Raw genomic sequence first — 26733 nt, forward strand, 5'->3', positions numbered from 1 at the left:
CGGACGACGAGCACTCACACCTTGCCTAACGACCGCCCACACCAGCCGTCACAAAATCATCCCTAACTACCAACTACTCAGATCAGATGCTCTCTTAGACGGCGATGTTGTGGCTGCCCACGACCTGCCCGCCGAGCGTGGCCCAGCCGCCCCAGCCTCCGTTGGGGCGGGTCTGCCATGTGTGCCAGAGTGCGCCGTCGGTTCCGCGGGCGAAGACCTCCAGTCGTCCGTCGGCATTGCGGAACACCGTGGGCGCCATGGTGATCAGGCCGCCGAGGGAGGCCAGTGACAAGCCGCGCCGCTCCCTGACAGACGACGAACGGTGGCCTCTGGCCCACTGCTTCCTTCACGACGACACCATCGACACCGTCGACCGCGTCGTCGGCTTGCTCGTCCTCCTCTACGGCCAGCCCCTCACCAAGATCTCGCGCCTCACCACCAGCCACGTCATCCAGGCCGGGCAACGCGTCCGACTGGCCCTCGGCACCCACCCCGTCGACGTCCCGCCACCGCTGGACCGTCTCCTGCTCGCCCTGGCCGAAGACCGCGAAGGCCCTCCCGGCCTCGGCCGCGCCGACCAGCCCTGGCTCCTCCCCGGCTTCTTCCCAGGACGCCCGCGCGGCACGGCCCACCTCCGCTCCCGCCTGACCGCCTACGTCCTGCCCTCCCGACGCGGCCGCAACAGCGCCCTGATGGACATCGCCGCCCAGATGCCCCCCGCCGTCCTCAGCCAAGTCCTCGGCGGCGGTATAAAGGCCGCCACCCAATGGGTCGACGCCGCCGGCAGCTCACGAACGGAGTACGCCGCCAGCCTGAGCAAAAGCCGACGCACCGACAGCGAGCCGAACAGACCTCGGCCCTCCGACTGACGCCGGCAGTGCGCCGGGCGGCGTGGGGCGCCCGGCACGGCGTGAACGGCGGAGCAGGCCACGCGCGGGGCTACGGGATGAAGGCGCTCATGCCGCGGTCAAGCAGCACGGCCATGGGGACAGTTCCCTCGCAGGCCACCCAGCCCGCCGTAGCTGCATCCGCGCAGGCGAGGGCGGCCGCGACCAGGGCGGTCGGCCTGGGATCCTCCGGCCGGTCGGGGTCGGCCCCCAGTCGCCGTGCGAGCTCCGGGACCAACATCTCCTGCCGGCCCAACTGCTTCTCGAAGTGCCGGGCGCGCAGTGACGGCGTATTCACCACCCTGAAGATGCCCTGCTTTCCTGCGCTGATTCGTGTCCTGAGAACAACAGTCATCGCAGGTAGCAGGACATCTCCAGGGTGGATCCAGGCTCAGTGGGCCATCACGGGCTCGCCCTCGGACGGCTCCAGAGCCCGATTCGGGATCAGGAACGCCGCGATCACCGCACCGACCACGAAGAACCCGGAGCCCCACGCCAGGGTGGCCGTGTAGCCCTCGACCCCGGCCTGCGCCGCGGCCAGCGCGCTGGGCTTGTGCGAAGTCAGGTAGTCGGTCGCGGCCGACGAGGCAACGGTGGTCAGCAGTGCCGTACTGATGGAGCCGCCGATTTGCTGACCGGTGTTGATCAGCGCCGAGGCGACACCCGCGTCCTCGTGGTGAATGCCCGAGGTCGCCCCCTGGAACGCGGTGGACATCACCGCGCCGATGCCGAGACCCAGCAGGATCAGGCCGGGCATGATGTGGGCGGCGTAGGTGCTGTCCAGTTCGAGCCGGGTCAGCAGGGCCATACCGGACGCGGCCACGAGGAAGCCGGCGCTGACGACGATCTTCGGGCCGACCCTGGGCAGCACCAGCGAAGCCATCGTGGTCGACGAAGCCACGACGGCCGCGACCATCGGCAGGAACGCCAGACCGGTCTTGATCGGCGAGTAGCCGAGGCTGGCCGCGAAGTAGTAGGTCAGGAACAGGAAGATCGAGAACATCCCCATGCCCAGCACGAACACCGCGATGAACGAACCACCGCGGGTCCGGTCCAGCACGACTCGCAGCGGCAGCAGCGGATGCGCGACCCTGGTCTCCAGCCAGACGAACACCGCGAGCAGCACCGCGCCGGTGATCATGGAGCCGAGGGCGACCGGGTCGGTCCAGCTGGTGGACTCGACGTGCGCGAACCCGTAGACGACGGCGAACAGCGCGGCGCTCACCACGACGATGCCAGGAATGTCGAGTTTGGGCTTCTTGGTGATCGCGGGCTTGGCCAGCAGCAGCAACGCACCGATCAGGGCGGGGGCCGCGAAGACGACGTTCACGTACATCACCCAGCGCCACGACGCCCATTCGGTGAGCATGCCGCCGAGCAGCAGCCCGATCGCGCCGCCCGCACCACCCAGGGCACTGAAGATACCGAAGGCCTTCGCCCTTTCGGACGGTTCGGTGAAGGTCACGCTGAGCAGTGAGAGTGCCGCGGGCGCGAGCACCGCGGCGAAGAGGCCTTGGGCCACACGTGCCGCGACGAAGATCTCGAAGCTGCCGGCCGAGCCGCCGACGACGGACGCGGCCCCGAAACCTGCCAAGCCGATCACGAAGAGGGTGCGTCGGCCCAACAGGTCACCGAGTCGGCCGCCGAGCAGCAGCAGGCTGCCGAACGCCAGGGCGTAACCCGTGATGACCCACTGCCGGCTGCCGTCGCTGAAGCCGAGGTCCTGCTGCGCCTCGGGCAGCGCGATGTTCACGACGGTCGCATCGAGCATGACCATGAGCTGTGCCACGCCTATGACGACCAGCACCCACCAGCGCACGGCATGCGAGCCGCGAAGGCCCGATTCTCTCTTTCCGGGGGCGGGCGCCCCGCGGTCGATGCTGGTACTCATTTTCTTCCCTTGCTTGGTGGGCATGACTGAAAGCCGTCTGGAAACTGATTGGTTTGATTGGTTTCCTCACCGGTGAAGGTGAGGCGAGGGTGACGGGCTGAGATCTCAGGGCTTCGAGATCATCGTGTGGCCGCTTTGGGGCTTGCCTCGGCGATCTTCTGGAGGACCGCTTCGGTGTCCGCGATGGCCAGCATTTTGTTGATGTCGGCGCCGGCCAGTGCGCCGGCCGCTGCGGAGGCCCCGACCTGGGCGACCGGATCGGTGACGTTGCCGGCCACCCACACACCCGGCACCTCGGTGGTGCCGGCCATGCCGGAGGCGAAGCCGCGGGCCATGTTCGGCAGGTCCTGCACCGGCAGGCGCAGACCTTCCAGGCCCTGGGTGCGGGGCTGCATCTGAGGGCCGACCGCGAGGACGCGGCGGGCCACGACCTGGCCGTCGGCCAGGCGCACTCCGGCGAGGGCACCGTCCTCGTCGTTGACGACCTCGGTGACCGGGGTGTCGATGACGCGGATGCCGCGGGCGGCGAAGCGGGCGCGGCTGTCCTCGTCCAGGTCGGTGCCGTGGGTGAAGTAGGTCAGGTCCTCGGTCAGCTGACGGAACAGATACGCGTGGCCGATGGAGGCCGGGCCGGTGGCGAGGATGCCGATGGGCTCATCGCGCACCTCCCAGCCGTGGCAGTACGGGCAGTGCACCACACTGTGCCCCCAGTGTTCGGCGAGTCCGGGCACCTCCGGCAGAACATCCGTGAGGCCGGTGGCCACCAGGATGCGGCGGGCGGTGATGTGGCGGCCGTCGGCCAGGCTGACGGTGAACCGCAGGTCCCCGTCCGCCGACGGGGCGGCGGACTCGGCCGAGACCACCTCGCCGAACACGACGCGTCCGCCGTACTGGCGCACCTGCTCCCGGCCCCGTCGAAGGATCTCGGACGGCGGGGTGCCGTCCAGGGCGATGAGGCCGTGCACGGCCTCCGCGGGCGCGTTGCGCGGGGCGCCGCTGTCGATCACGACGACCGAGCGGCGGGAGCGGGCGAGGATCAGTGCACCGTTCAGCCCCGCAGCGCCCCCGCCGATCACCACCGCGTCGACGGTCCCCTCGACCAGTGCGTCGCTCGCGTACGGAGGAGTCGTCACAGCCATGGCCTCCTGCTTTTCCTTGTCAGTCATGGTTCGGTCAACCCTTCGAGTTCTGGGCGGTTGCAGGGGGGCGGCTGTTCAGGAAGCCCAGGAAGTGGTCGGCGACCGTCGTGGGCTGTTGTGGAGATTCCGGCCCCGGTTTGCTTGGGACGTTCGTGATGTAGAGATCCAGTACGGCGATGAAACTCGCCGTCGCCACGATCGCGAGGATCAGACCGTGCCTTGCCGGCCTGGAAGGCGTCGCAACGCCGGGCGGCGCGGAGGAGTTCAAAGGCATGGGTCGCCCTCAATCGCGCCAGGCGTGCACGCGGGCCTGTCCGGTGAGCTCAGGACCGTTGTGTACTGAACAGTCAGAAACCTAGGCGGTTCTGTACTGAGTTGTCAAGTACGGCAGGTCGATCCCCGCTCACCACGATGATGCCCGGAATGTCGAGTTTGGGCTTCTGGGTGATCGCGGGCTTGGCCAACAGCGGCAAGGCACCGATCAGGGCGCTCGATGGCTACGGGCCCGTAGATGCCGGCGGAGTCCTCGCCGGGGCGAACAGCAGAAGACCGCAGTGCCACGCTCTGATCGAGACTCAGCTGGTGCTGGAGCACCGTGCCGAGTACCCGACCAAGTGCCGCGGCGGTGCCGACTGTGTCCAAGTTGCGCGGAGCAGGCGGTGCGGCACGGCCCGGGGGATGCCGACGATCGGCGTCCCCAACTCACGCTCCAGTGCGGCCCCGTCCGTCCGGGCCAGCCAGCCGCCTCCTGGCCCTGGACGCCTACGTGTGGAAGCTCATCTACAAGTGGGCAACCCGCACACACCCGAACAAGCCGAAGCACTGGGTCACCGCCCGCTACTCCGGCACGTTCAACAGGGCCAGGCGAGACCATGGGGGCTTCGGCGACCGCGACAGCGGCCGCTACCTCGCCAAGTTCTCCTGGACCAAGATCGTCCGACACCAGATGGTCAAGGGCACGTCGTCCGTCGACGCCCCAGCTCTTGCCGACAACTGGAGGGAACGACGTCGCAAACACAAGCCAGCACCTGCATACGCCCGCGAGCCATCAGGGCTTGCTTGAGCCATGTGCTCGGACAACGGGCCCGCACGGTTCTGAGGGGGGACCGCCGCAGCAATATGGCGGCCCTACCTGAGCAGGCCGCGCCGGCGGCGATGCCCCTCATCGGCGGGGGCGGTCCGGCAAGGCCGCCCCCGATGGGCCACCAGCCCACTGCACTCCCGACGATGCCTCTGGCCAGGTCAGACGGCGAAACGGTGCTGGAGTGCCATGGGTCAGGCCGTGATCAGCTCCGGTGGTACCGGCAGTGTCATGAGGCGGAGCAGTTCAGCGACTTTGGCGTCGAGTTGTGCTCCGACCTCGGCGATGCGGGGATCGCCGAAGCTGGCGAATTTGCTCGACGGCTGGTCGATGCTTATCTGTACGTGGCCGGAGGTGGTCTCGTAGATCGCGGTGCGCAGCGGGGCGTACAGGATGGTGCCGGGGTCGTGTCGGAACATGGTTTCCGCGATGACGTTGTTGCCCATCATGTAGGTGACGGCGCGCAGCTGGTGTCCCGACAGCCGCATCACCGGCATCGGGTCCAGCGTCCAGTAGATGGCAAACGAATTGGGTGTGTGTGCGGCGATGTAGGCCTGCAACGCCGCGAGGTCGCCTGTGCCGACCACCCCGGCGAGTTCGGCGAAATCGATGGTGGGTACCAGCGATTCGTAGCGCCGGCGGAGGTCGCCGAAGGAGTCCTCGGTGTCGATGACAAGGCGGTTGACGAGGTGAGGGACGGCTTGAGTCATGGCTCTTTCCCATGTCTGGACGGGGATGGGCGCGGGTGCCAGTCGTTTGGGGTCAGGCCGCGTCGAGCAGGATCCGTGCCATCTCGTCGGGGCGCTCCAAGGCGGAGAAGTGGCCGGTGCGGGGCACGGTGATGCGGTGGAGGTCCGTCAGCGCGTTGGCCACGCGGTCTCGTTCGGCGGGCCGGGACCAGTCGTTCTCGCTGTAGACGAGAGTGACGGGTGCCGACACGCGCGGGTAGCGCTCGCGGGCCCGGTTGAATCCCTTGAGGCTGCGGAAGATCCCTCGGGACACCTTGGCGTAGCCCTTGCGGCGGCCGCTCCTCAGTAGCTCGGTGATGAAGTCCTCGGGCAGTCGGGTCTTGTCGACGTAGCCGCCCTGCAGAATTGCCCGAAAGATGGGCCGCGGCTCGAGGGGGGCGAAGAGGGGGCCCAGCACGGGCATCCGCACGCTGGAGATGATGACGCGGGAGAGCCAGTTTCCCCGCTCTCCGCCCTGGGGGTAGTCGTAGCTGTTGAACGCCACGACCCGGCTGACCCGGTCCTTCAGGTCGACCGATGCCGACAGGGACAGGGCGCCCCCGAGCGATTCGCCCGACAGGGTGACGTCGTGAAGGTCCATTCCGCGGACGAATTCGACGACCGCGGCCCGCAGCTGCGGCTCCTCGTACTGTGCGCCGGGGACGATGTCGGACCACCCCATCCCGGGCAGATCCAGCGCGTAGACCGTGTAGCGGTCCCACAGCAGCGGGATCACCCGCTGGAAGTAGTCGAGCTGGCCGCGCACGGTGTGCATCAGCACGAGGGCGGGGCCGGTGCCCACCGTGTAGTAGCGCAGCCGCGAGCCATCGGCCCGGGTGAAGAACCGCACCTCGCCGCGGCCGTTGCTCCAGGTTCTCGCGTACGTCGCGTCGGGAGACTCGTTGCGTTCCATGGTTCTGTCCTTTCAGGTGAGGAGAATGCCGCAATATGGGCATTTTCCTTATTTCGTCGGTCGGTGAAGTTGATCAGGGGGCAAAGAGGTGCGGTCGCCCGAAGTGTCCTGTCTCAGAGGTCCGCGAGGGCCGTGTCGGTGATCCCGTGGAGCGTCGGCCGGTCGCACGGCTTGGCCATGACCCGCAGCCCGGCGCGGGTGTTCTGCATAAGCAGCGCCTGCGCTCTGGAGTCGACGCCCTGGCCGACGTCACCGTCCCGCTGCCCCAGCCGGATGCAGGCGGCGAAGAACTCGATCATGCGAGACGGGTCAGCTCGTCGTCGCGGCCGGTGAGTGGAGTGCCGAACAGGTTCTGCGGCACAGATGGATCCTGACCTCCACCGCTGACAGCCCTGGTCGGCCAGGCTCAGCGCAGCGTGTTCGCCCAGTTCGCCGGCACGCGCCCCGCCGGTCCCGGCGTGGGCTGGTCGGCAGGGTGGGCGTCCGGGGGAGCCAGGGCCGGACCGGAGTCGTACAGCTCGGAGGTCTCGAAGTTCCAGAACCAGGCCTCGCCCGGCTCGTAACTGCGGATCACCGGATGGCCGGTGTCCCGGAAGTGGCCGGTGGCGTGCTTGGCGGGTGAGTCGTCGCAGCAGCCGATGTGGCCGCATTGGGCGCAGCGCCGCAGATGGAACCACCAGCCGCCGTCGGCGTCGCACTCGACGCATCCGGCACCGCTGGGCGGGACGCTGGGGTCGATTCCGCTGTCCTTGGTCATGACGGCTCCTGGGCCGGGTCGGGGACGGTGTCGGGGTCGGTGGCGGTGAGGGGGAGCAGTACTTGGAAGCGGGTGTCGCCGGGTACGGACTCGACTTTCAGGTCACCGTGGTGCTTGTTGACGACGATCCGCCAGGAGATGTCGAGCCCCAGCCCCGTGCCCTCGCCCACCGGCTTGGTGGTGAAGAACGGGTCGAAGATCCGGCCGCGGATCTCGGCCGGCACTCCCGGGCCCGTGTCGCGGAACTCCACCAGCAGCCGGTCGTGCACCACAGCGGTGCGTACGGTCAACGTCCCTTCGCCGCCCGCGCTCTTGATGGCGAAGACGGCGTTGTCGATCAGGTTGGTCCACACCTGGTTGAGTTCGGCCGGGTAGGCCGGAATCCTCGGCACCGAACGGTCGTACTCCTTCACGACCTCGACCTGGGGACCGATCTTGCCCGACAGCATCAGCAGCGTGCTGTCGAGGAGTTCGTGGACATCGGCGACCTGGTAGGGCGCGCGGTCCAGCTGTGAGTACTGCTTGGCGGCGTCGACGAGGTGCGAGATACGGGTGGTGGAGTCCTCGATCTCGGACATCAGCAGCTCTGTCTCGACCGTGTAGGTGAGGCACTCGATGGCAGTCTGCAGGATTTCCTGCTCGTCGACGGCCGTCGCGATCTGCTCCAGCCAGTCGACGTCGAGACCGCCCTGCACGAAGGTCGGCGCGATCTGCCAGCCGCCCTGGATGCCGTGGTCGTCGAGCCAGTCGGTGAGTTCGTCCTCCCGGTCGGACGCTTCGAGCGGGCTCAGTGGCGGCGCCTTGGAGACCCGCTCGGCCGTACGCTCCTGGAGGTCGACCAGGGTCTTCAGGGCGTCGCCGTGGTAGGGGCCCGAGGCGATGGCGCTGAGCTTGTGGCGCATGTGCGCGGCCCGGTCCCTGAGTGACGAGGTGGCCCGTACGGCGGCCGCGGCCGGGTTGTTGAGCTCATGGGTGAGACCCGCGGACAACGAGCCCAGCGCCAGCAGCCGTTCGCGCTGCCCGACGGCCCGCTGAAAGGTCTGCGCGCCGAGGAAGAGCCCCTCCAGGAGATGGACCGCCATCGGAAACCACTGGTGCATGACGTTCGCGAACGATTCGGCGGGCAGGACGAAGAACCGCGTCGGCTCCGACACCCGCACCGAGTTCATGTACCGCTGCGGTTTCCCGTCCCCGACGTACGCCCGCACGGCCCCCGCGTACACCCCTGGCTGGGCCGTGCGGCTCACCTCGATGTCGTCGCCGCCCACCCGGCGTGACATGACGACCGTGCCCTCGATCATCACGTAGAAGCAGGCCGCCGGGTCACCTTCGGTGAACACCGGCCCCGGATCGAACAGTTCGACCCGTCCCTCGCTGCACAGCCTGCCGATCTGCTCGGCGCTGAGCTTCTCGAACAGGAACAGCGAGCTGATCTCCGCCGCGCTGCACGGCATCAGCCGCCCGCTCACGACTGCTCCCGATACCGGTGTACGAGCATCACGGCCATGGCTCCCTCTCCGACGGCGGACGCGACCCGCTTGGCGGACTCCGCGCGCGCGTCCCCGGCGACGAACACGCCGGGGATGTTGGTCTCCAGGTGGTACGGCGGCCGGTCCAGCTCCCAGTTGGCCGGTGGCCGCCCGTCGGCGGTCAGATCGGGCCCGGCGAGGATGAACCCACGCTCGTCCCGCAACACCGTGCCCTCCAGCCAGTCGGTCAGCGGGGCCGCGCCGATGAACACGAACAGCCACTGCGCGTCGACGAGTTCGGTCTGATCGCTCGTCGTGTCGCGCAACGTCAGCTGTTCCAGGTGGCCGTCGCCGTGCGCGGCCTCGACGACCGTGTGGGCCCGTACAAAGATGTTCGGCGACTGGGCGATCTGCTGGATCAGATAGTGCGACATCGACGCGGTGAGGTCCGCTCCGCGCACCAGCAGGGTGACCGACTTGGCGCCCCGGGACAGGTACATGGCCGCCTGCCCGGCCGAGTTGGCGCCGCCGACGATGTACACGTCGTGCCCCTGGCAGGCGGCGGCCTCGGTGAGCGCGGACCCGTAGAACACCCCGCGGCCCGACAACTCGTCGGCACCCGGCGCCTCCAGCTGCCGGTACGACACACCGGTCGCCAGGATCACGCTGTGCGCCGCGATCTGCGACCCGTCCGAGAAGCGCACGGTGCGGGCCGCCCCGTTGATCTCCAGACCGGTCACCTCTCGCGCGGTGAGGATCTCGGCCCCGAACTTCGCCGCCTGCCGCCGGGCCCGGTCGGTGAGCTGGGCGCCGGACACCCCGTCCGGGAAGCCCAGATAGTTCTCGATCCGCGAACTCTGCCCCGCCTGCCCGCCGGTCGCCGACCGCTCCACGAGCACCGTACGCAGCCCCTCCGAGGCCCCGTACACGGCCGCGCCCAGCCCGGCCGGCCCGCCGCCGATGACGACCAGGTCGTAGAAGTCGGCCGTGGGTGTCGTCGCCAGCCCCACTTGCGCGGCCAGTTCGGGCACCTCCGGCTCGACGAGCGCCGTACCGTCCGCCGTGATCACCACCGGCAGCCGCTGTCCGTCCTGGCCCGCGGCCGCGAGCAGCCGCTGCCCCTCGGGTTCCTCGATGGAGTACCAGCGGTACGGCACCTGGTTGCGGGCCAGGAACTCCCGCACGTCCGACGAGCGGGCCGACCACCGGTGACCGACGACCTTGGTGCCCGGCACCGGCCGGAAGTCACTGCACCGCCACGCCTCCAGCAGGTCGTCGAGCACCGGGTAGAGCTTCTCCTCCGGCGGGTCCCACGGCTTGAGGAGGTAGTGGTCGAGGTCGACGACGTTGATCGCGTCGATCGCCGCGTTCGAGTCCGCGTACGCGGTCAGCAGCACGCGCCGGGCGCCCGGATACACGTCCAGGGCCTGTTCGAGGAACTCGATGCCGTTCATCTGCGGCATCCGGTAGTCGGCCAGGATCACCGCGACCAGATCACCGCGCAGCTTCAGCTCCCGCAGCGCCTCCAGCGCGGACTCGCCGGACTCCGCGCGCACGATCCGGTAGGACTTGCCGTAGCGCCGCCGCAGGTCACGGGCGACGGCCCGGGACACCCCGGGATCGTCGTCCACGGTCATGATGACGGTCCGCGCAGCGTCCGCGGTCTGTGCCATACGTCCCCCACCCCGAGTGATCGGATCACCGGTCGGCGCCGGCTCGGTGCCGCGCCGCCTTTCAGCCATCGTTTGTTCGTCGCCCTGGTTCGCGCCCCGAGGGCCAGCAGCCGGTCGGCCTCGGCCTGCCGGTCGGCTCCGCGTCGCCCATATCGGTGGTCTCGCCGCGAGGGTCGAGTGATCCGCTACTGGGCCCATGCCACGATCCGTTCCGCGATCGCCTCGGGGGCCTCGATGTGCAGGAAGTGACCGACGTCGGGGACGACCTCCATCGCGTGCGGGGCGGCGAACCGGTGTCGGTCGTCGACCTGCGGGGGGAGGAAGCAGCCGTCGTCGGCACCGTGGAGGTGCAGCAGGGGCACCGCGATCGGCTGAGACAGGCGGCGCGCCGCCCCGAGCATGCCGGGTCGCAGCATCGCCCGGTAGTACTTCAGAGGCGCGGGCATGCTCGCCCGCAGGTGCTCGTGTAGCTCCGTCTGCACAGCTGGATCGAGCGAGAGGCTGGGCGACCACTGACGCCAGAGGCGGTCGATGAAGGCGAGATCGCGGGCGGTGGCCATACGGCCGCTTCCCGGCAGTTGAAAGAGCCCCATGTACCAGCTCCGGCGTAGCTGAGCGGGGCGCGGCCGGCTCAGGAACGTGAGTGGGTGGGGGACCGCGAGCGTGACCGCGCGTTCGATCCGCTCCGGCGCGGTGACGCAGGCATCGTATGTGATCAGGGCGCCCCAGTCGTGGCCGACCAACTCCACAGCTCGCCCCGGAGACCAGCGGTCGATCAGCGCCAGCACATCGCTGGTGAGGGATGCGAAGTCGAACGGCCCCGCGGTCGGGGACGGCGCGTAACCGCGAAGCCAAGGTGCGACGACGTGACGGCCGCGGCGGCCGAGCTCGGCAAGGAAGGGCTTCGCGGTCGGCGGATGGTCCGGGAAGCCGTGCAGGACGAGCGTCGGTCGACCATCGGGATCACCACCCTGCAGCGCGTGAAAGGTGCCGTGTGGCAGGTCGAAGGCGACGCGTTCGAACTCCATGTGTGTCAGCCTTCTCCGAGAGCGGTCGGACGAGAGATGCTCATGCTGGCTTCGGTGTCTCTGGTTTTGGACACGTGCGACTTCTCAGGCGCCGGGTGTACTGCGGAGTCAGCCGGCCAGTCGGTTGATCTTGCGGATCTGTCTGTCGAAGGCGCGCGAGGGCACGATCCGGCGCAGGACGCTGACGCGTCCGGCCATCGAGCCGGCGGTGTAACGGAGCTTGGGCCTGGAATCGGTGGCGGCCGCGACGATCACCTTCGCGACAACGTCCGGGTGATCGGCGTTGCGCACGGCCGTGGCCAGCACGTCTCGGGAGACCTCCCGCTGTGCGGCGTAGATCGGCAAAGGCGAGTCGGATGCCATGCTGCTCGCCTCGAAACTCGTGCTTGTGTAGGCCGGCTCGACCAGAAGCACCCGGACGCCGTGCTCGCGAAGCTCGTGGTCGACGGACTCGGAGTAGCCCTCGACCGCATGCTTGGTGGCGGCGTAGACGGCCATGAAGGGGGCTGGGATCAGACCGAGTACCGAGGAGACGTTGACCACGCGGCCACTGCCCTGGGCGCGCATGTGGGGCAGCACTGCGTTTGCCATCCGAATCACGCCGAAGACGTTGATGTCGAAGACCTCCTTGGCCTGGCTGATCGAGCTCTCCTCGCCGGCGCCGACCGCGCCCACGCCTGCGTTGTTGACCAGGACATCGATCCGGCCGAACCGATCGATCACCTCCCCGACCAGGGAGCGGACCGACTCGTCGCCGGCCACGTCGAGATCGAGGAACGTCACCCCGGCGAGCGGCTCGGCGTTCGCCGCGTTGCGGCTCGTGCCGACCACCGCGAAGCCGACGCCCACCAGGGCGAGCGCCGCCGCCCGCCCGATCCCGGAGGAAGCGCCCGTCACGAGGGCCACTCGGGGAGCTGTCTGCATGGTGGTTCCTTCGGTTGTGGGCATGGCTTCGTCGGGCGCTGCGCGGGGTCGCCCGCGCTGAGGCCGACACGGTCCGCACCGGTCCTGCAAGCCCGGACCAAGCCTGTCCGGCAAGCTCAGGATGGTTGTTTACTGAACAGTCCGAAACCTAGGCAGTTCTGTACTGAGTTGTCAAGAAGGGTGGGTCGGCTTTACCGTCTTTGGATGGCCAGACCACGAAGCTTTGACCGCGACCACGTCCTCCATGCCGCCGAGCGGCAGTTCCGCGCCTCGGGCTACAACGGCACGAGCGTCGACGACATCAGCGCCGCCACCGGCCTGGGCCGCGGCAGCCTCTACGGCGCGTTCGACGGCAAGCACGGCGTGCTGCTGGAGGCGATGACCGGCTACTTCGCCCGGCTGGCGCAGGGTCCGCGGGAGATGCTCGCCGGACCGGACGAGGGCGCCCTGGAACGACTGCACGCATACCTGCTCCGCGCCGTCCACGGGGTGCCACTCGCCGCCGACGTACCCCCCGCCTCTGACCGGGCGGGGGCGGCCTGCTTCGCCGCCAAGATGGCCCTGGAGATCGGCGCCTCCGACGCCGAGGTGAAACGCCTGGCCAACGACTGCTTCTCCGTGGTCGCGACGGCGGTGGCCGAGTGTGTGCGAGCGGCGCAGCGCAACGGCGACATCGACCCCGACGCGGATCCCGACGACCTTGCGTACCTTCTACTGAGCGTCATCCGCGGGACCGATGTCATAGGCGCGTACGGCCACAGTCCCGCCCGCCTGACCTCGATTGCGGAGAGCGTGTTCGCCCTGCTGCCTCGCCCGCGCCACACCTGAGAAGGGCACGGCCGGCCTCGTTGCACAGGCATCTGGTGCTGTCTGCCCACTTCGACGCCGCGGAGACACGGCCCGCAGGTTAACGCGCCGCCGGGCTTGAACTGCACGGTCAGTCGCCGAAGGACTCGCCGCCAGCAGACGGTCGTACTTCGGCCGCCGCCTGGAGGTACATGGCAGCTACAGAAACTCCGACCAATCGATCACGGACTCCTACCGGTGTCACACCCCGACTGGCCTTGACCGCGGTCGGGTCCGCTCGGCAGCCTCACCGAACGCTCAACCATTCCGCAGGTTCGCATAGCCACGTTCGCCAGTACTGGTGGCAGCACTGGCCCTGGCCGAGCGAACTGCTCTGGCCAAGGTGACCCTGCGCACCAGGGAGCGTCTGGCCGCGCTGTGGCCGTGGCAGGAGATGCTGGTGGTCCAGACGCTGCTGTGACCCGAGGAAGTACGCGAACCTCACGGACCGGCCGGGGCCGTTTCCGTGACCGGGCAGGAACCGGAGCTCGCCTCGCTGCTGCTGGCCCAGCTGCCCGAGCCCGACCTCGCGTCTGTGCACGACGGGTACGCCGCCGCTCTCGATCTGCTGGTGGCGGCGAAACAGTCCGGAAAGGAAACCACACAGCCTGTGGAGCCGAAGCCGGCGGCGGATCTGATCGCCACACTGGAGGCGAGTCTGCGCGCGGCAGCCGACCACCGGTCCGGGCAGCCCACCTCGTCACCTTGATCAGCGGCCTAGTCATCCCAACATTCCGGATGGCTCGCTGTTCATTGAGGGTGTCTCATCCTGAAGTCGCTGGTCACGGGTCTGGTGTGACCGGTGGCCGCGGTACTCGTCCTGGTCGGCGGCGTGATCGGCACCAGGTGATCGCCTGCCACGGGGCGTTCGCCGGAACCCGCCGTTGTTCGCGCGTGCTGCAAGCGCACGAGCCGGTCCTACGCGGCAAGCGGCCTGTTGCGGGAGCTGGATCCTGTTCGGCAGCGATGAGTTTCGCGGTGGTCCCAGGTCTGTATGTCAGACCGCTTCATCGCATTCGAATCGGGAGGTATCGTGCGGCTTCTTCTCACATCCGCCGGCATCAAGAACGCGAGCATCCACGACGCGCTGGTCGACCTGCTGGGCAAACCAGTTGCCGAGACCAACGCCCTGTGCATCCCCACCGCGGCGTATGCCATGCCCGGCGGTGTCGGTTCGGCATGGCGGTTCATCAGTGGACGATCCGTCATCTCCCTGTGCGAGGTGGGCTGGAAGTCGCTTGGGGTGCTGGAGCTCACCGCGCTGCCCAGCCTCGGCGAGGAGCTGTGGCTCCCCTCGGTCCGAGAGGCCGACGTCCTGCTGGCAGGCGGCGGCGATGCCCTGTATCTGTGTCACTGGATGCGGCAGTCCGGGCTGGCCGACCTGCTGCCGTCGCTGCGCGAGACGGTCTATGTGGGAGCGAGCGCCGGGAGCATGGTGATGACCCCCAGCGTCGGGAAGGACGTCAGCGAGTCCTACGTCTGGAAGCCGCCCACCGGTGGCGACGGTGCGCTGGGCATGGTCGACTTCTCGATCTTCCCGCACCTGGACCACGAGAATCTCCCGGACAACTCCATGGCCAACGCGCAGAAGTGGGCCGCCGGGATCCCGCGACCGGGGTACGCGATCGACGACGAGACCGCCATCAAGGTGACCGACGGCAGCGTCGAAGTCGTCTCCGAGGGGCACTGGAAGCTGTTCGCCCCTTGAGCTGGGGATGGTGTGCTCGCGCTGGTTGCGGGCATGCTCCGGCTCTGCACCGGCCCCTCTCTCACCGATCCGGCCCTGCGCCTGACGGCCATGCACGGGCACGGGTTCACGGTCGACACCGCCCCGTTCGACGGCTTCATCGTCGTCCGGGGACGCCGTCCGTCAGGGATCCGGCCTCGGGAAGCAGTGGCGGGTTCGTCCGGGCGGTCCGGCGAGGCGGGCAGGGCCCACTTCACCGAGGGCAGGTCCGGCTGCGCCCGCAGTTGGCTCATGAACCCGGTCACGGGCCTGCTTCGCAGAGCATTGCATCGCCTCCGGTCGGGCACCCGCGTCGGCCTTGCGGGTGCCTGTGCCCGGCCGCGCATCGCGTTGTCTCAAGGATTCCCGGATCCGTCAGGGATCCGTCAGCGCAGGTCCTTGCGCCGGGCGGCCGCGCGGACACGAGCCCACGCCTGGGGAAGCTGCCCCTCCCTGGCGCTGGCCGTGGCCCTCTCCTGACCGTGCAGCAAGCCCCAGGTGAAGCCGGGCTCGCCTGCTGCGTGCGCGGAGATCGCCAGGCGGCGCAGGGCGTCGCGGGCCACGACACTGTCGTGCTGGGCACCGCTCACCTGCTGGACGGCCTTGACGCGTTTGCCGAGACGTCGCGCGGGCTTTCCGAGGGCCGGGCGGGCCGCTTCCGCCGCGTAGCGGAGCCTCTTGGCCGCTTTGCGGGCGTAGTGGATCGCGGCGTCACGCTCAGCCCCTGAGGGCATGTCGAGCGCCCGGTCCATGCGCTGCATGAGCCGGTCGTATTCCTTCAGGAGTGCCTTGGCCAGCACTTTCTTGGACTTGTCGGCCGCTTTGGCGCGCAACGGCGGCGTGTCGGCCAGAGTCCTCAGCTTCTCGAGCAGGTCCAGGTAGCGGGGCGAGGCGAGCGCCTCAAGGGTGCGTCGACGGCCTTCGGCCCGCTGCGCCGTGTCCCAGGTCTGCAGCCGTGCGGTGACGGGGCCGAGAACCAGCTCGCCAGGCAGTTCCAGCACGCCGGAAGTGAGCCGCTCCCGGAGCACCTCGTGGTCGCGTTCTGCACCGAGTTCACCGGCGAGCCAGCTCAGTTCCCGCCGAATGGGGTCGGTGACCTCACGGTCGAGGACGGAGCGGTATGAGCGCAGGCAGCCGCGCAGGCGACGGGCCGTGGTGCGCATCTGGTGCACGGCGTCAGGCGTGTCGCGGCGGACGGCCGGGTCGAGGTCCGTGAGGGCATCGACCAGCCGGCCCACGTAGGCGAGCAGGTGGTCGCCGGCCGTCCCCGGGGTGGTCTCGTCGCGGGCAGTCTGCGTGCGCTCCAGCACAGGCGTGGTCTGTGTCAGAGCGCGGACCACCTTGGAGGGGTCTTGCGCGCGGTCGACGCCGTTGCTGTGCAGCACCTTCTCGATACCGTCCAGGAGTGCGGGGTCGCCGCTGTCAGCGAGTTCGATCTCCAACTCCGTCCACGTCGTGCGCTCGCCGTCGTCGAGCAGCGAGTCGGCATGCACCGCGTCGGTACTCACCTCGGCCAGGACGCCGCCCTCGGCGTCGAGGAGCTGGCGCAGGGAGCGTGTGGTACGGATCCGCACCACCGGCCGCAGCGGTGACCCGCGGGTGCGGGAGAGAGCGAGCTCCCGCAGTTCTGCGGGGACGCCCTCCGACAGCGGGGCCCCGATCTCTTCCCGGCTGTCGCCCGGCAGGGGAAGTTTCAGGTGCCAGCCGGCATCTGTGCCGCCCGTCCTGCGCCGCAGTGACGCGCTGGTGCGGGTCAGTCGCAGGTCGTCGGTGTCGTAGTAGACGGCGTCCAGCTCCTGCACCCCGCGATCGGCAAGCGAGACGACCGGGTCCACACCGGTCAGCTTGGGCAGCCATGAGACGTCGTTGGCCGCGGGTGCCGCGTACTTGCGTTCTGTCTCTCGTTTCGTCTGGGCCATACAGTGCCCGTTGACGCAATCGAAATGACTCAAACCAGTATGTTCTCCGTTTTCGGAGCACTCTGCGGGCTTGGTTCGCCCGGTGATCGATTCCGAGGGGGCAGCGGTCGTATGCGGTCAGTGAGCCTGACCGCGATGGCGCAGCCGCGAGCCGGGTGTCGACAACGCCCGGCTCCGGCCCCGCGCCGGCCACCGGCGCCGTCGAACGTCCGAGCAATCCGGACATCGCGGCGCCATCACTTGGTTACGGCTTCTTCAAGCCCTGGTGGCTTGATGGTGAGCGCCCCGTGATGGGGGCATGACGGCGGCCACGCGTGCTTTGACGCAACTGGCGAGCTGGCCGGACCTCGCGGAGGCCCGGCCCAGCTGCGGCACCGGCCGGGCGTTGCGCTCGGCCAGAGCCGAAATCGCGCACTTCCACGCCGACCGGCGCGTCGACCTGCACCTCACGGCCAGGACGATCCGCCGCTTCGAGGACGACCTGAGGGAGTCGACCGCCGTCCGGCTGGTGCCCGGCTCCCACTGGGTGACCATCCGCTTGGAATGCGACGCCGATATAGATCTGCTCATGACCTTGGTGAGCGTCGCCCTCCAGGCGCACCAGGGCTGGCCGGAAGCCGACGGCACGCCGTCCGCGCAGTGCAATGATCATCACGGCGTGCGACTGGCGCACGAGAGCGCGGGTGACGGCTGAGCAGAACTTCTTCCAGGTCAGGGGCAACACAGTGGCGATCGAGGCACGCGAGGAAGAAGCCATCCGGGCGCTTGTCGAGCGCCTCACGGATACCTACCGCGCAATCCGTACGCCCGACGAGATCGAGGCGGCAGTCGCCGCGGCCCACGCATCATGCAAGGCCCGACCGGTACGTGATTTCGTTCCCGTCCTGGTCGAACGCAAGGTCCGCGCTGCACTCGGCGAAGCCTCGACCGACACTGAACCGCGCTGACCAGGCTTCTCGACCGGCGCGCGATCGACGCCCCGATGGGCCTCGAACACAGATCCGATGTGCTGCGATCTTCCTCTACGAGCCCGGGGATGGGGACGCGCCACTCGCCCTTGTGGACGATCACGTTATTGCGTGACCGTCGACAGCCCTGCTCAGCGACCACGTCTTCATCTCGATGCGCCGATCCCCTCGAAATACCATGGCCGCGACGTCGTGGCCCGTCTCTTCGCCGGCATCTTCAGCTCGGCCAGGAGGGTTGACCTCGTGCCCACGCGGCCCAATGGTCAACCGGCGTTCGGGACCTGCCTTCACTCCGCCACCGGCGTCCGTGAGGGAGACCTGTTGGTCCGCACCCTCACCGGCGGCCGAATCTGTGCCTTCACTCGCGTCGGCAACAGCGTGCTCCCGTGGTTCGGGCCGCCGCGATCACTTCCCGGCCGACAGGCATAAGCCGCGGCAGGCCCGACCGGCGTGGCGTGGTCGCATCCACGACGCCCGCGCTCTCGGAGCGCCAGGAACCACCCTCCACTCGACGCGTCGGAAATCCTTGACGCGTCGGAAATCTCCGACCTATTCTTGCGGTCATGCCCTCGGACGTCTTCAGCGCACTCGCCAACCCCGTGCGGCGCCGACTGCTCGATGCGCTGCGGGACGGGCCACGTGCGGTCAACGACCTCGCAGGCCGTTTCGAACTGAGCCGGCCGGCGATCTCCGAGCACCTCCAGGTCCTCCGCCAGGCCCAGCTCGTACGAGAGGAGCCACGCGGGCGGCAGCGCTTCTACCACCTGGAACCGATGCCCCTGGAGGAAGTCAGCGAGTGGCTGCACCCCTTCGAGCACTACTGGCGCGCACGCATGCGCTCGCTGCGCGACATCCTCGACGACAAGGAGCTGCGGGAGCGGGGGCTCGACGCGAAACAGACCGGCGAGAACAGCGACCAGAACAGCTAGGACACCCAGCCATGAGCTCCGCACCCGCCGACGGCACTCCCGTCATCCACTGCGACCAGTTCCTGCCCCATGCCCCCTCGGTCGTCTGGAATGCTCTGACCGACCCCGAGCTGCACGCCCGCTGGTGGGCCGCAGGCGACGTACGCCCCATCGTCGGCCACCGCTTCACCCTCGACATGGGCCCCTGGGGCGAGCAGCCCTGCGAGGTCCTCGCCGTCGACCCGGAGCGTCTGCTCCGCTACAGCTTCGCCGAGGGCGATCTCGACACCACCGTCACCTGGCGCCTGGAACCCGAGGGCCACGGCACCCGGCTCTTCCTCACCCACGAGGGCTTCGACCTCGACTCCCCGCTCGGCAAGGCCGCCTTCGACGGCATGGGGCACGGCTGGCCCGGCGTACTCGGCCGCCTCGCCGATGTGCTCGCGAGCCCCGCGGCCCCGTAACACCGACACTCGACAGCTCTGTCAGTGCGCACGGCGGGCCGTTGTCAGCGGCCCGAGCGACTGTACCCACGTCCTAACCGTTTGACCCATTTCGGAAAGTCGTCATGCCCCTGCGCCGCAACTCGCACCTCAGGTTCGACGGCAGCGCCCGGCAGGCGATGGAGTTCTACAAGGACGTCTTCGCCGGCACCGTCCGCCTCAACGCCTTCGGGGAGTTCGGCCAGATGGCCACCCCGCATGCCTACAAGATCATGCACATCGTGCTGGAAACCCCCGGTGTTCCCCTGAAGGGCGCCGACACCCCACCGCGCAGAGGAAGGGCGCGTGCGCTCTCGCCACGGCTGCCCCGGTCTTCGGACGTTGACCACCTGTGATCATGCGGTGCCCTCAGCTACGGTGCGCGGTGTTCGTGGCGGTGCAGACGCCGAGGCCGCAGGATCCACCTGGACGGTCACCTGCGGCCCATCGACGGGATGATCGTCGATGTTGAAGTGCACTAGGCCGGCTTCGGCAAGCCGCCGCAAAGCGGTGTGAACCAAAACGGGCTGGACGCCCAGGGCCCGGGCGGCGGGGTGAGAACGGTGTGAACCGGAGCGGTCTGTCGCCCACCGGTGGCAAGATCCACAAGCAGTGCCGTCACGACTGCACCGTGTGGAACCTGCCGTGCTCTGAGTGCCCAGGGCAACGCCCAATTTCCCGAGGAAACGCAGTCCATCGTTGTCCCCTCGCTCATCGGCGGCATCCTGTCTGCTCTGGATCAGCTTCTATGCGCGTTGCCCCTCGGGCCACTCAGACAGCCGGAACGAGGTAGACGGGTAGACGGGCGACCGCGTCCACGAGCCCGCAACCACCACAGCCGGATCAGGTCGGGAGCCGCTGACCAGACCGGGTGGGTCGCCTGCCCACAGCAGTCGACAAGATGGGGATGAAGCAGGTGGTCGGGCCAGGCCGCGTAGACAGCGGGTACCGGATCTGCGCCGCACTCGCCGGCCAACTCCGCGACGACGCTGACGCGCCTTGTGCGTCCCGCCACTGTGGCGGGTGTAGGTCTTGCCCACATCTCGACGGCCTGCAATCGGCGGGCGCCGTCCGAGTGCGCAAGATCGGCGCCGGACGTGCTCCCCGTACGCGGGCGGCCGGTTGGTGTGCTGCGCTGCCGAGCCAAGATCTTCCACTTTTCGGGGCTGGCGGTAGTCCATTCGGGTATCGCGGAGCAGAGCGGGCCCCCTCCCGAAGCCATACCGGGACACTGAAGCCATGAGTGGAGGTCTTCCGCGCCGGGCGGCGATAGTCATCATGGGAGCCGGCTTGCTGGCGGTAACCACCGCCTTAGTTCTTACGGCTACTGGTACCACCATCCCGCTGCTGTACGTCCTGGGAAGCGGCATGGGAATTTACGGCGCGCATGGGAATCGGCGTCATCCTCACCACGTTGAGCCGCCCCGACTGGAGCGGCCATGGGAGCGGCCTCCACATGACTGAACGCACTGAAGATCCACCATCTTGAAGAGCTGGTCACGGGGCTGGTCCGCCTACTCGCCCGACCTCAACCCCGGCGAGTGGGTATGGGCACATATCAAACGCAGCCCCCCAGCCCTCTCGGGCTCACTCTGGACGACGCGGCCTCCCTGGGCGCCCGGGCGGAGTGCCGTACATGACCCAGCTGTAGGTTTCCGCGCTGCCTTCGTCAGCGGTGTGGCCGTGCGGGTCGGTGTGGGTCTGGACGTTGATGGTCACGGTTACGCCGGCCGGGACCACGAGACCGTGAACCCTCCCCGCTGACGCCCTCACACCCGCCCGATGGCGCCAGGGCGGAGTTGTTCGGGCAGGAAGTCAAGGTGGGTCGACGGCCAGGAAGCGCGTCTCGTCTCATGCCACCGGAACGTTCCGAGCGGCTCAAACAACTTCAGTACCGGCCCGACACCCTCGACGGCCTCATAGCCGGGACCGGCCTGACCCTCGACGACCCCGCGGCACCCAGACAAGTCGAAGTCAATAAGTGAGTTTTGGCTGAACCACGTTCAGCTGGATGATGGACCACAACAGCCCCAAGAGCCTGGAGCAGACCGGCACCCCCATAGCGGGCGCCGTGCTGGCCGGACTGAGCGCGGCTGGCTCCACAGTGCCCGTACTGCGCTCTCTGATTGGCCGGCCCTGCGAGCAATCCGGGTGTGCGCGCACTGCCGTCCGGCTATGCCCGTGACACCGGTTACTTACCAGGCGAGCCTCTCGTGAAGCGCATTGAGAGGCCATGGGTGATGGCTCGTTCAGATCGCGCTTTCAGGATTGCTCGTCACCTTGGTCTTCGAGGGGCTGGTCCTTGAGAACTCCGAGAAGGGCCGAGGCGACGAGGGCGACAGCGCTGTCTCGTCGTGGGCCAGTTGGCGCAGGACCTCCTGCGCGGTGGTTCCCGTGAGTTCGACCAGGGCCTGGGTAAGGCGGATCCGCGTTGCGGAGTCCGCGGTGTGCGCGGCGAGTTCGTCGACCAGGGCGGTCGTGATCCGATCCGTGCACGCGGGGTCCAGGGACAGCGTTCCCAGAACCTCCGCCGCGTCCACGTCGTTGGAGCCTGTCACCACCATGCTGACGAGTGTGGGGACGGCCGCGGCCTCGCCCTGCCTGCCCAGAGCCAGGGCAGCGTGTCTGCGCACCGTCGTGTCCGGGTCCCCGAGGGCGTTCGCGAGCACCTCGATAGCACCTGGAGCCTCAGGCATCTCAGCGATTGCCAGCACCGCGCGCCGCCGGATGTCGGCATCCTCCGCGTGCGTGCCGGCGGTCAGTGTCGCCATGCCGTCGCCGCCCGATCGGGCGAGCGCCCAGCGCAGGGCGCCTGCGACGTGCGGGTCGGATTCGGTCAGGACCGCCCCGGCCAGTAGTTCGGCGGGTACCGACACGTCCTCCGGCCGGTCCAGGATGGCCTGCTGTCTGCGCGCAGCGCTGGTCGAGTTGAGTTCTCGCATGAGTTCGACGATGCGCAGCACTCCCTGCCAGTCGTTGGGCGCCGACGCGTCGATCGCACGGAGTCGCTCGAGCAGCTCCTGTTCCCGCGCCAGGCGGTCCTCCGTTCGCCGGATGAGGTCGCTGACCAGGGTGGACGGAGTGAAGGCCGGGTCCTCCAGCGCGCTCCCGATCTGCTTGAGCGAGAGCCCGAGGGACCGCAGGCTCTCCACGTGGAAGATCCTGCGGACATCCTCGGCGGAGTACTCGCGGTAGCCACCGACAGTGCGGCCCGTGGGCCGCACCAGTCCCAGGGCGTCATAGTGCCGGAGCATCCGGGCGCTCACTCCGGAGCGGCGGGCCACATCGCCGATCAGCAATCCGCGCACTCCGATCCCTCTTCCGTCTTCGCGGCCTCCATCGGCTCGGTCGTCTCCACGGGCTCGGCCGTCTCCGAGGTCTCGGTGCCTGCTGACGCAGCCGCGGCAGCAGCAGCTCGTTCCGGGCCGAGTGCGACCACGCGCTTCGCCTCGTCGAGGGCCACGTCGAAACCGGTCTCCGGGTTCTGCCAGAGCAGCTCGGTGGCACGGGCGTGCGCGGCCACCGCCGGGTCGGAACTCTCCGCGGCCCTCTCCAGCGCGGGCTTGATCACGTCACCGAGGTCGACCAAGGCCCGGCTCAGACTCAGCTGCACATCGCGGTCGCCACGGCCGAGCTGCAGAACCAGCTCGTCGGCCAGGTCCTTCTCCTCGTCCTCAGGCACGAGGACGACCGTGACGCGCCACGCAGTGCGCGCGACCTCGTCGTCGGCGTCCCGCAGCATGTCGCGGGTGATCCAGGCCCACGTGCTCTTGTCGCCGATCTTGGAGAGTGTGTGCAGCGCCTGGCTGCGGGCCTGGGTACGCTCGGAGTCGAGCTCCTGGCGGATCCTGGGCAGGCTGATCTCCGGCGGGAGACGGGTCAGCGCCCAGGACAGCATGTCTCGTACGAAGAAGTCCGGCTCGACCGCGCACCGCTCGACGAGCATCTCCAAGAACACAGGGTCGGGGTTCGAGCCGACCGCCAGCGCCGTCTGAAGCCGGACCGAAGAGTCCTCGGCGCCCAGGGCGTTGGTCACACGGGTGTTCTGCGGGGTTACGTCGGTCGTGTTGATCGGGACCACCTCCTGTGCCCAAGTGAAAACCTTGTCACCGTGTCAAGGTCAAGTCCGTGACCGGCGAATCGGTGTCGTCGAAGCCGACCACGCTCACGTCGCCGGGCACCCGCAGGCCGTGCAGGCGGGCGGCCTCCATGACGCCGAACGCCGCCAGATCGGTGGCGGCGAACACGGCGGTCGGCGGATCCTCCAGTGTGAACAGGTCGACAGCGGCCTGGAAGGCGGGTTGGAATGAGAAGGCGCCGCCCTTGACGAGCCCGGGGGTCGGCACTGACGCCGGCGCCGGTGAGCGCGGCCTGGTAGCCGTGCAGACGTGCGGTGCTGCCTACGGTGTCGTGCCGTCCCCCGATCATCGCGATCCTGCGATGGCCGAGCTTGAGCAGGTGTTGCGTGGCGGTCATGCCGCCGCTGAAATTCGTCGCCCCGATGCTCGGCACCGACTCGTCGGGCACGTTCATCGGATCGATCAACACCAGGGGGATCTCGGCCCGCGCGAACTGCGCCAGCTGATGCCGCGTCAGCTCGGAGGAGACCAGGATGACTCCCTCTCGTCCAGCGTTGGTGATCTTCCCGGTCCAGGCGGCGCCGAGCGGATCATGGGGCGCGGTGCCGATCACCACGTCCACTCCCGCCTCGGCGGCGGCTTCCGTGACGCCCTGGGTGATCATCAGGTTGTTGGGGTTGACCATCTGGTCGAAGGTGAGGTCCACCGTCCGTACGGGCGACCGTGCGCCCCGGAGGCCGCGCGCGACGTACTCGTACTCGACCAGCAACCGCTCGATGCGCGCGCGGGTCCGGGCAGCCACGTCGCTGTGGCCGTTGACGACTTTCGAGACGGTGGCCACGGACACTCCCGCGGCTTCGGCGATGACCGTGAGCGTCGTCCGGCTACGCGCGGCGGCACGCTTCACCATGCTGATCCTTTCGGATGATGAGGCTGGTCGAGCCTGCACGGTGCCTCCCACCGGCCCGGCCGTGGTGTCCCGCGTGACCGACGACCGCGCTGCGCTCGCGCGGTGAAAGGGATTCGTCCCATGCGGAAGAGTGCATGTGGACTCGCCCGCCGCCCAGCCCCTTGCGCGCTGTTCGTCTCCACCGAGGAAGACGAACAGCCCGACTGGCGGTTCGATTCGCACCCGGTGCATCCAGGTGGTGGTGTGCCACAGGGGAGTCAGTTGATTTTCGTGATCGTCCACAGGCGGGAGGACGCGGTGGAGGCGGTCTCCTGGTCCAGCGGTGCCGCGTCGTCGGTGGAGGCGCCTGCGACCGCCAGGCTCAGTCCGCTGGCACGGTTCACGACCTGGTACTCACCGTTGCCCGAGTCGATCAGGGACCATTGCTGGGTGGTCGAGCCCGACGACGGCCTTTCGACGACGGCGCTGCCGCTGGTCCCGTTCCCCGCCGAGTCCAGGTAGTTGCCCGTGGACACGTTGGTGATCGTGTAGTAGGAGCCGACCTGTGTGAAGGTCCAGTACTGGTCCGGGTGGTTCACATCGCGGTACTGGTCGGCCTGCGTTCCGCTGACGCTCCCGACCACCTCGGCGTACTTCCCGCTGTTGACGTTGGCCATGACGTACTGGCCGGCGGTGAAGTCCGGGGGCGCTGTCTGGAGGAGGTTCCATCGCTGGTTCGTGGTCGAGGTGAGCGGTGCCTGGGTGACCTGTTCGTTCGTGGAGGTCTGGCCGTTCGCGTCGGTCGCCATGGTCAGCGCCAGGTCGCTGCGCCGGTTGGTGATGGTGTAGCCGCCGGCGGGCGCGGGTTCGACGGACCAGTCCTGCTCGGCGCCGCCCGTCGACGTCCACTGGATCTCACCCGTACCGGAGGACAGGGATCCACTGGGGACGGCGAGGTACTTGCCGCTGAAGGTGTTGAGGATGCGGTAGTAGCCGTTGCTCTGCAGAAGGAACTGCCAGTTGTGGTCGGGGGTTCCGTTGTCGGCCGCCTGCACGACCGGGGAGCCGGACGTGGAGCTGGGTACGCCCAGAACCTGGGAGCTGAGGCTGTTCTGGATTTTGTAGGTGGCGCCGGTGGAGATGCCGCCGCCGTAGTCGTCGATGCCGTACGTCACCTTGTTGGTGCCGTTGGTGACCAGGGCGCCGCCCCGGGTGACCAGGAGGCTCTTGCCGTCGGCGAGGGGGAGCAGACCGCGGCTGTAGCCCTGGACGGTGTTGGAGAACATGCGCACCCAGGTCGCGCCGTAGTCCGTGCTCTTGTACAACTGCTGGTCGCTGTACGCCTGTACCACGATCGTCCCGTCGGGACCGCCGGTGGGCAGCCAGGTGACGTACGGGTCGCCGTCCGGCTTTCTGTTGTCCGTGGTGATGAGCTGCACTCCGGTGACCGAGCCGAAGTTCTCCGGGTTGTCGGCGATCTTGTAGTAGACCGGGCAGCCGCCGCTGGGGGCGCCGCAGTACTCGTAGGTGAGGATGTACTTCCCGTTGCCGAGGTGGGCGACGATCGCCATGCCCGGCCGGGCGGCGTAGGCGGGGTAGGTGACGTCGTCGACCTCGGAGGACCAGTTGACGCCGTCGGTGGTGGTGAAGTGGGCGAGCTTCTGGCCGTGCGCCGGGTCGCGTTGGTCGGAGATCCAGGCGATGAGCTTGTTGTTCGCCACCATGAAGTACGGTTCCCACACCGGGGTGTTCCCGTTGGTGTCGACGGCCTTGCCGCCGGTGGCGATGGAGCTGACGAAGCTCCAGGTCACCCCGTGATCGGTGCTGGCGTACATGTCGATCTTGGTCTTGGAGTTGTCGGCGGGTATGGAGTCGCCGGCGGCGATGATCGTTCCGGCCGGGAAGGAGCCGACCGCCTGCGGCAGTTCGTAGAGCACCGGCTCGAGTTGGATGTTGTTCCACGAGTTCACCTGGTCGTTGATCGTGGAGATCTGCGTCCAGGTGTGCCCCGAGTCGGTGCTGCGGTACACCGGCATGCCGTTGCCCGAGTACTGCTCGAAGGACGCGAGGAGGGTGCCGTTGGAGTCGGTGCTGTGCTCGAGCCGGATCGCATGAGCGTAGAGCGAGCCGTAGGACGGAGCACCGCCCGGCGGCTGCCACATGGTGCCGCCGCTGTAGGTCACAGCGGCGGCAGGCGGAGCCGAAGTGGTCAGTGCCATCAGGGCGGCGGCCGCGCCGATGACAGCGGCTCTCGCCAGTACGTTTCGTCGTCCGGGCATTTTTCGGGGACTCCCTTGCCGCTGAGAGGTGGGATGCGAGGACAGCATGTGAGCGAGTGCCGGATGTCCGTCGACGCAGGTCAGAAGTGCTGTTCACGGCAGACCACTGGGGTGGTGCGGCGTCTGAGGAGCAGCGCCGCTTGCGTG

General features: G+C 68.5%; 28 protein-coding genes and 2 pseudogenes. 11 read left to right on the forward strand and 19 right to left on the reverse strand.

The window, feature by feature from the left end:
- Positions 1-94: 94 nt before the first annotated feature.
- Positions 95-292 (reverse strand): hypothetical protein, encoded by a 198-nt coding sequence (locus AB0959_RS38165; RefSeq protein ID WP_366831367.1) that lies wholly within the window; start codon positions 290-292, stop codon positions 95-97.
- Between AB0959_RS38165 and AB0959_RS38170 the strand changes: the two genes are divergently transcribed.
- On the forward strand, positions 258-869 hold the full coding sequence (locus AB0959_RS38170) for a hypothetical protein (RefSeq protein ID WP_366831368.1): 612 nt from the start codon (positions 258-260) through the stop codon (positions 867-869). The genes AB0959_RS38165 and AB0959_RS38170 overlap by 35 nt on opposite strands.
- Before the next feature lie 70 nt (positions 870-939).
- Here the strand turns inward: AB0959_RS38170 and AB0959_RS38175 are convergent, their stop codons facing one another.
- The 4 genes from AB0959_RS38175 to AB0959_RS38190 form a co-directional block, all read right to left on the reverse strand.
- Positions 940-1185, reverse strand: coding sequence for a hypothetical protein (locus tag AB0959_RS38175; protein ID WP_366831369.1), 246 nt, complete (start codon positions 1183-1185; stop codon positions 940-942).
- A 93-nt stretch (positions 1186-1278) separates the two neighbouring features.
- On the reverse strand, positions 1279-2778 hold the full coding sequence (locus tag AB0959_RS38180; protein WP_366831370.1) for an MFS transporter: 1500 nt from the start codon (positions 2776-2778) through the stop codon (positions 1279-1281).
- Positions 2779-2897: 119 nt separating this feature from the next.
- Positions 2898-3917, reverse strand: a complete 1020-nt coding sequence (locus tag AB0959_RS38185) for an NAD(P)/FAD-dependent oxidoreductase (RefSeq protein WP_366831449.1) — start codon at positions 3915-3917, stop codon at positions 2898-2900.
- A 34-nt stretch (positions 3918-3951) separates the two neighbouring features.
- On the reverse strand, positions 3952-4191 hold the full coding sequence (locus AB0959_RS38190) for a hypothetical protein (RefSeq protein WP_366831371.1): 240 nt from the start codon (positions 4189-4191) through the stop codon (positions 3952-3954).
- Positions 4192-4629: 438 nt separating this feature from the next.
- Between AB0959_RS38190 and AB0959_RS38195 the strand changes: the two genes are divergently transcribed.
- On the forward strand, positions 4630-4980 hold the full coding sequence (locus AB0959_RS38195) for a hypothetical protein (RefSeq protein ID WP_366831372.1): 351 nt from the start codon (positions 4630-4632) through the stop codon (positions 4978-4980).
- A 212-nt stretch (positions 4981-5192) separates the two neighbouring features.
- Here the strand turns inward: AB0959_RS38195 and AB0959_RS38200 are convergent, their stop codons facing one another.
- The 8 genes from AB0959_RS38200 to AB0959_RS38235 form a co-directional block, all read right to left on the reverse strand.
- Positions 5193-5708 carry a DUF302 domain-containing protein gene (locus tag AB0959_RS38200; protein ID WP_366831373.1) on the reverse strand — a complete coding sequence of 172 codons (516 nt, stop codon included), beginning with the start codon at positions 5706-5708 and terminating at the stop codon, positions 5193-5195.
- Positions 5709-5760: 52 nt separating this feature from the next.
- Positions 5761-6639: an alpha/beta hydrolase gene (locus tag AB0959_RS38205; protein ID WP_366831374.1), complete on the reverse strand. Its 879-nt coding sequence runs from the start codon at positions 6637-6639 to the stop codon at positions 5761-5763.
- 113 nt (positions 6640-6752) lie between these two features.
- The gene (locus AB0959_RS38210) at positions 6753-6938 is read right to left on the reverse strand and encodes a hypothetical protein (protein WP_366831375.1); all 186 of its coding nucleotides are present in this window, start codon (positions 6936-6938) and stop codon (positions 6753-6755) included.
- A 107-nt stretch (positions 6939-7045) separates the two neighbouring features.
- A complete protein-coding gene (locus AB0959_RS38215) occupies positions 7046-7396 on the reverse strand; it encodes a UBP-type zinc finger domain-containing protein (protein WP_366831376.1) in 351 nt (116 codons plus the stop codon).
- The gene (locus AB0959_RS38220) at positions 7393-8865 is read right to left on the reverse strand and encodes an ATP-binding protein (RefSeq protein ID WP_366831377.1); all 1473 of its coding nucleotides are present in this window, start codon (positions 8863-8865) and stop codon (positions 7393-7395) included. Before AB0959_RS38220 ends, AB0959_RS38215 begins: the two co-directional genes overlap by 4 nt.
- Positions 8862-10538: an FAD-dependent oxidoreductase gene (locus tag AB0959_RS38225; RefSeq protein ID WP_366831378.1), complete on the reverse strand. Its 1677-nt coding sequence runs from the start codon at positions 10536-10538 to the stop codon at positions 8862-8864. The genes AB0959_RS38220 and AB0959_RS38225 overlap by 4 nt, the downstream gene beginning before the upstream one ends.
- A 185-nt stretch (positions 10539-10723) precedes the next feature.
- The gene (locus AB0959_RS38230; protein ID WP_366831379.1) at positions 10724-11566 is read right to left on the reverse strand and encodes an alpha/beta fold hydrolase; all 843 of its coding nucleotides are present in this window, start codon (positions 11564-11566) and stop codon (positions 10724-10726) included.
- A 108-nt stretch (positions 11567-11674) separates the two neighbouring features.
- Entirely contained in the window at positions 11675-12490 is an 816-nt protein-coding gene (locus AB0959_RS38235; RefSeq protein ID WP_366831380.1) for an oxidoreductase, read from the reverse strand.
- A gap of 204 nt (positions 12491-12694) precedes the next feature.
- Here AB0959_RS38235 and AB0959_RS38240 point away from each other — a divergent pair, with 204 nt between their 5' ends.
- The 3 genes from AB0959_RS38240 (at position 12695) to AB0959_RS38250 (ending at position 15044) form a co-directional block, all read left to right on the forward strand.
- Complete coding sequence (locus tag AB0959_RS38240) at positions 12695-13318, forward strand: TetR/AcrR family transcriptional regulator (RefSeq protein ID WP_366831381.1); 624 nt, start codon at positions 12695-12697, stop codon at positions 13316-13318.
- A gap of 484 nt (positions 13319-13802) precedes the next feature.
- The gene (locus AB0959_RS38245; protein ID WP_366831382.1) at positions 13803-14045 is read left to right on the forward strand and encodes a hypothetical protein; all 243 of its coding nucleotides are present in this window, start codon (positions 13803-13805) and stop codon (positions 14043-14045) included.
- Positions 14046-14369: 324 nt separating this feature from the next.
- Positions 14370-15044 carry a Type 1 glutamine amidotransferase-like domain-containing protein gene (locus tag AB0959_RS38250; RefSeq protein ID WP_366831383.1) on the forward strand — a complete coding sequence of 225 codons (675 nt, stop codon included), beginning with the start codon at positions 14370-14372 and terminating at the stop codon, positions 15042-15044.
- Positions 15045-15448: 404 nt separating this feature from the next.
- On the opposite strand, the gene AB0959_RS38255 is transcribed toward AB0959_RS38250, so the two are convergent.
- Entirely contained in the window at positions 15449-16981 is a 1533-nt protein-coding gene (locus AB0959_RS38255) for a CYTH and CHAD domain-containing protein (protein WP_366831384.1), read from the reverse strand.
- Between the two features lie 298 nt (positions 16982-17279).
- Between AB0959_RS38255 and AB0959_RS38260 the strand changes: the two genes are divergently transcribed.
- The 6 genes from AB0959_RS38260 (at position 17280) to AB0959_RS38285 (ending at position 21324) form a co-directional block, all read left to right on the forward strand.
- Entirely contained in the window at positions 17280-17675 is a 396-nt protein-coding gene (locus AB0959_RS38260) for a luciferase family protein (RefSeq protein WP_366831385.1), read from the forward strand.
- Complete coding sequence (locus AB0959_RS38265) at positions 17665-17928, forward strand: three-helix bundle dimerization domain-containing protein (protein WP_366831386.1); 264 nt, start codon at positions 17665-17667, stop codon at positions 17926-17928. Before AB0959_RS38260 ends, AB0959_RS38265 begins: the two co-directional genes overlap by 11 nt.
- A gap of 584 nt (positions 17929-18512) precedes the next feature.
- On the forward strand, positions 18513-18878 hold the full coding sequence (locus tag AB0959_RS38270) for a metalloregulator ArsR/SmtB family transcription factor (protein WP_366831387.1): 366 nt from the start codon (positions 18513-18515) through the stop codon (positions 18876-18878).
- An 11-nt stretch (positions 18879-18889) separates the two neighbouring features.
- Positions 18890-19321, forward strand: coding sequence for an SRPBCC domain-containing protein (locus tag AB0959_RS38275; RefSeq protein WP_366831388.1), 432 nt, complete (start codon positions 18890-18892; stop codon positions 19319-19321).
- A gap of 104 nt (positions 19322-19425) precedes the next feature.
- On the forward strand, positions 19426-19695 hold the full coding sequence (locus AB0959_RS38280) for a hypothetical protein (protein WP_366831389.1): 270 nt from the start codon (positions 19426-19428) through the stop codon (positions 19693-19695).
- A gap of 1497 nt (positions 19696-21192) precedes the next feature.
- Positions 21193-21324 carry a hypothetical protein gene (locus AB0959_RS38285; protein WP_366831390.1) on the forward strand — a complete coding sequence of 44 codons (132 nt, stop codon included), beginning with the start codon at positions 21193-21195 and terminating at the stop codon, positions 21322-21324.
- Positions 21325-21601: 277 nt separating this feature from the next.
- Here AB0959_RS38285 and AB0959_RS38290 read toward each other — a convergent pair.
- The 5 genes and pseudogenes from AB0959_RS38290 to AB0959_RS38310 form a co-directional block, all read right to left on the reverse strand.
- Positions 21602-22638: pseudogene (locus tag AB0959_RS38290) on the reverse strand (HEAT repeat domain-containing protein).
- Positions 22632-23411 (reverse strand): HEAT repeat domain-containing protein, encoded by a 780-nt coding sequence (locus tag AB0959_RS38295; RefSeq protein WP_366831450.1) that lies wholly within the window; start codon positions 23409-23411, stop codon positions 22632-22634. Before AB0959_RS38295 ends, AB0959_RS38290 begins: the two are co-directional and overlap by 7 nt.
- Before the next feature lie 34 nt (positions 23412-23445).
- Positions 23446-23685, reverse strand: coding sequence for a substrate-binding domain-containing protein (locus AB0959_RS38300; RefSeq protein WP_366831451.1), 240 nt, complete (start codon positions 23683-23685; stop codon positions 23446-23448).
- Positions 23686-23725: 40 nt separating this feature from the next.
- Positions 23726-24559 (reverse strand): annotated as a pseudogene (locus AB0959_RS38305) (LacI family DNA-binding transcriptional regulator); the annotation flags it as partial.
- A 26-nt stretch (positions 24560-24585) separates the two neighbouring features.
- Positions 24586-26586: an RICIN domain-containing protein gene (locus tag AB0959_RS38310; protein WP_366831391.1), complete on the reverse strand. Its 2001-nt coding sequence runs from the start codon at positions 26584-26586 to the stop codon at positions 24586-24588.
- Between the last annotated feature and the right edge of the window lie 147 nt (positions 26587-26733).

The sequence above is a fragment of the Streptomyces sp. NPDC046862 genome (genome assembly GCF_040704615.1).
Classification (GTDB): domain Bacteria; phylum Actinomycetota; class Actinomycetes; order Streptomycetales; family Streptomycetaceae; genus Streptomyces.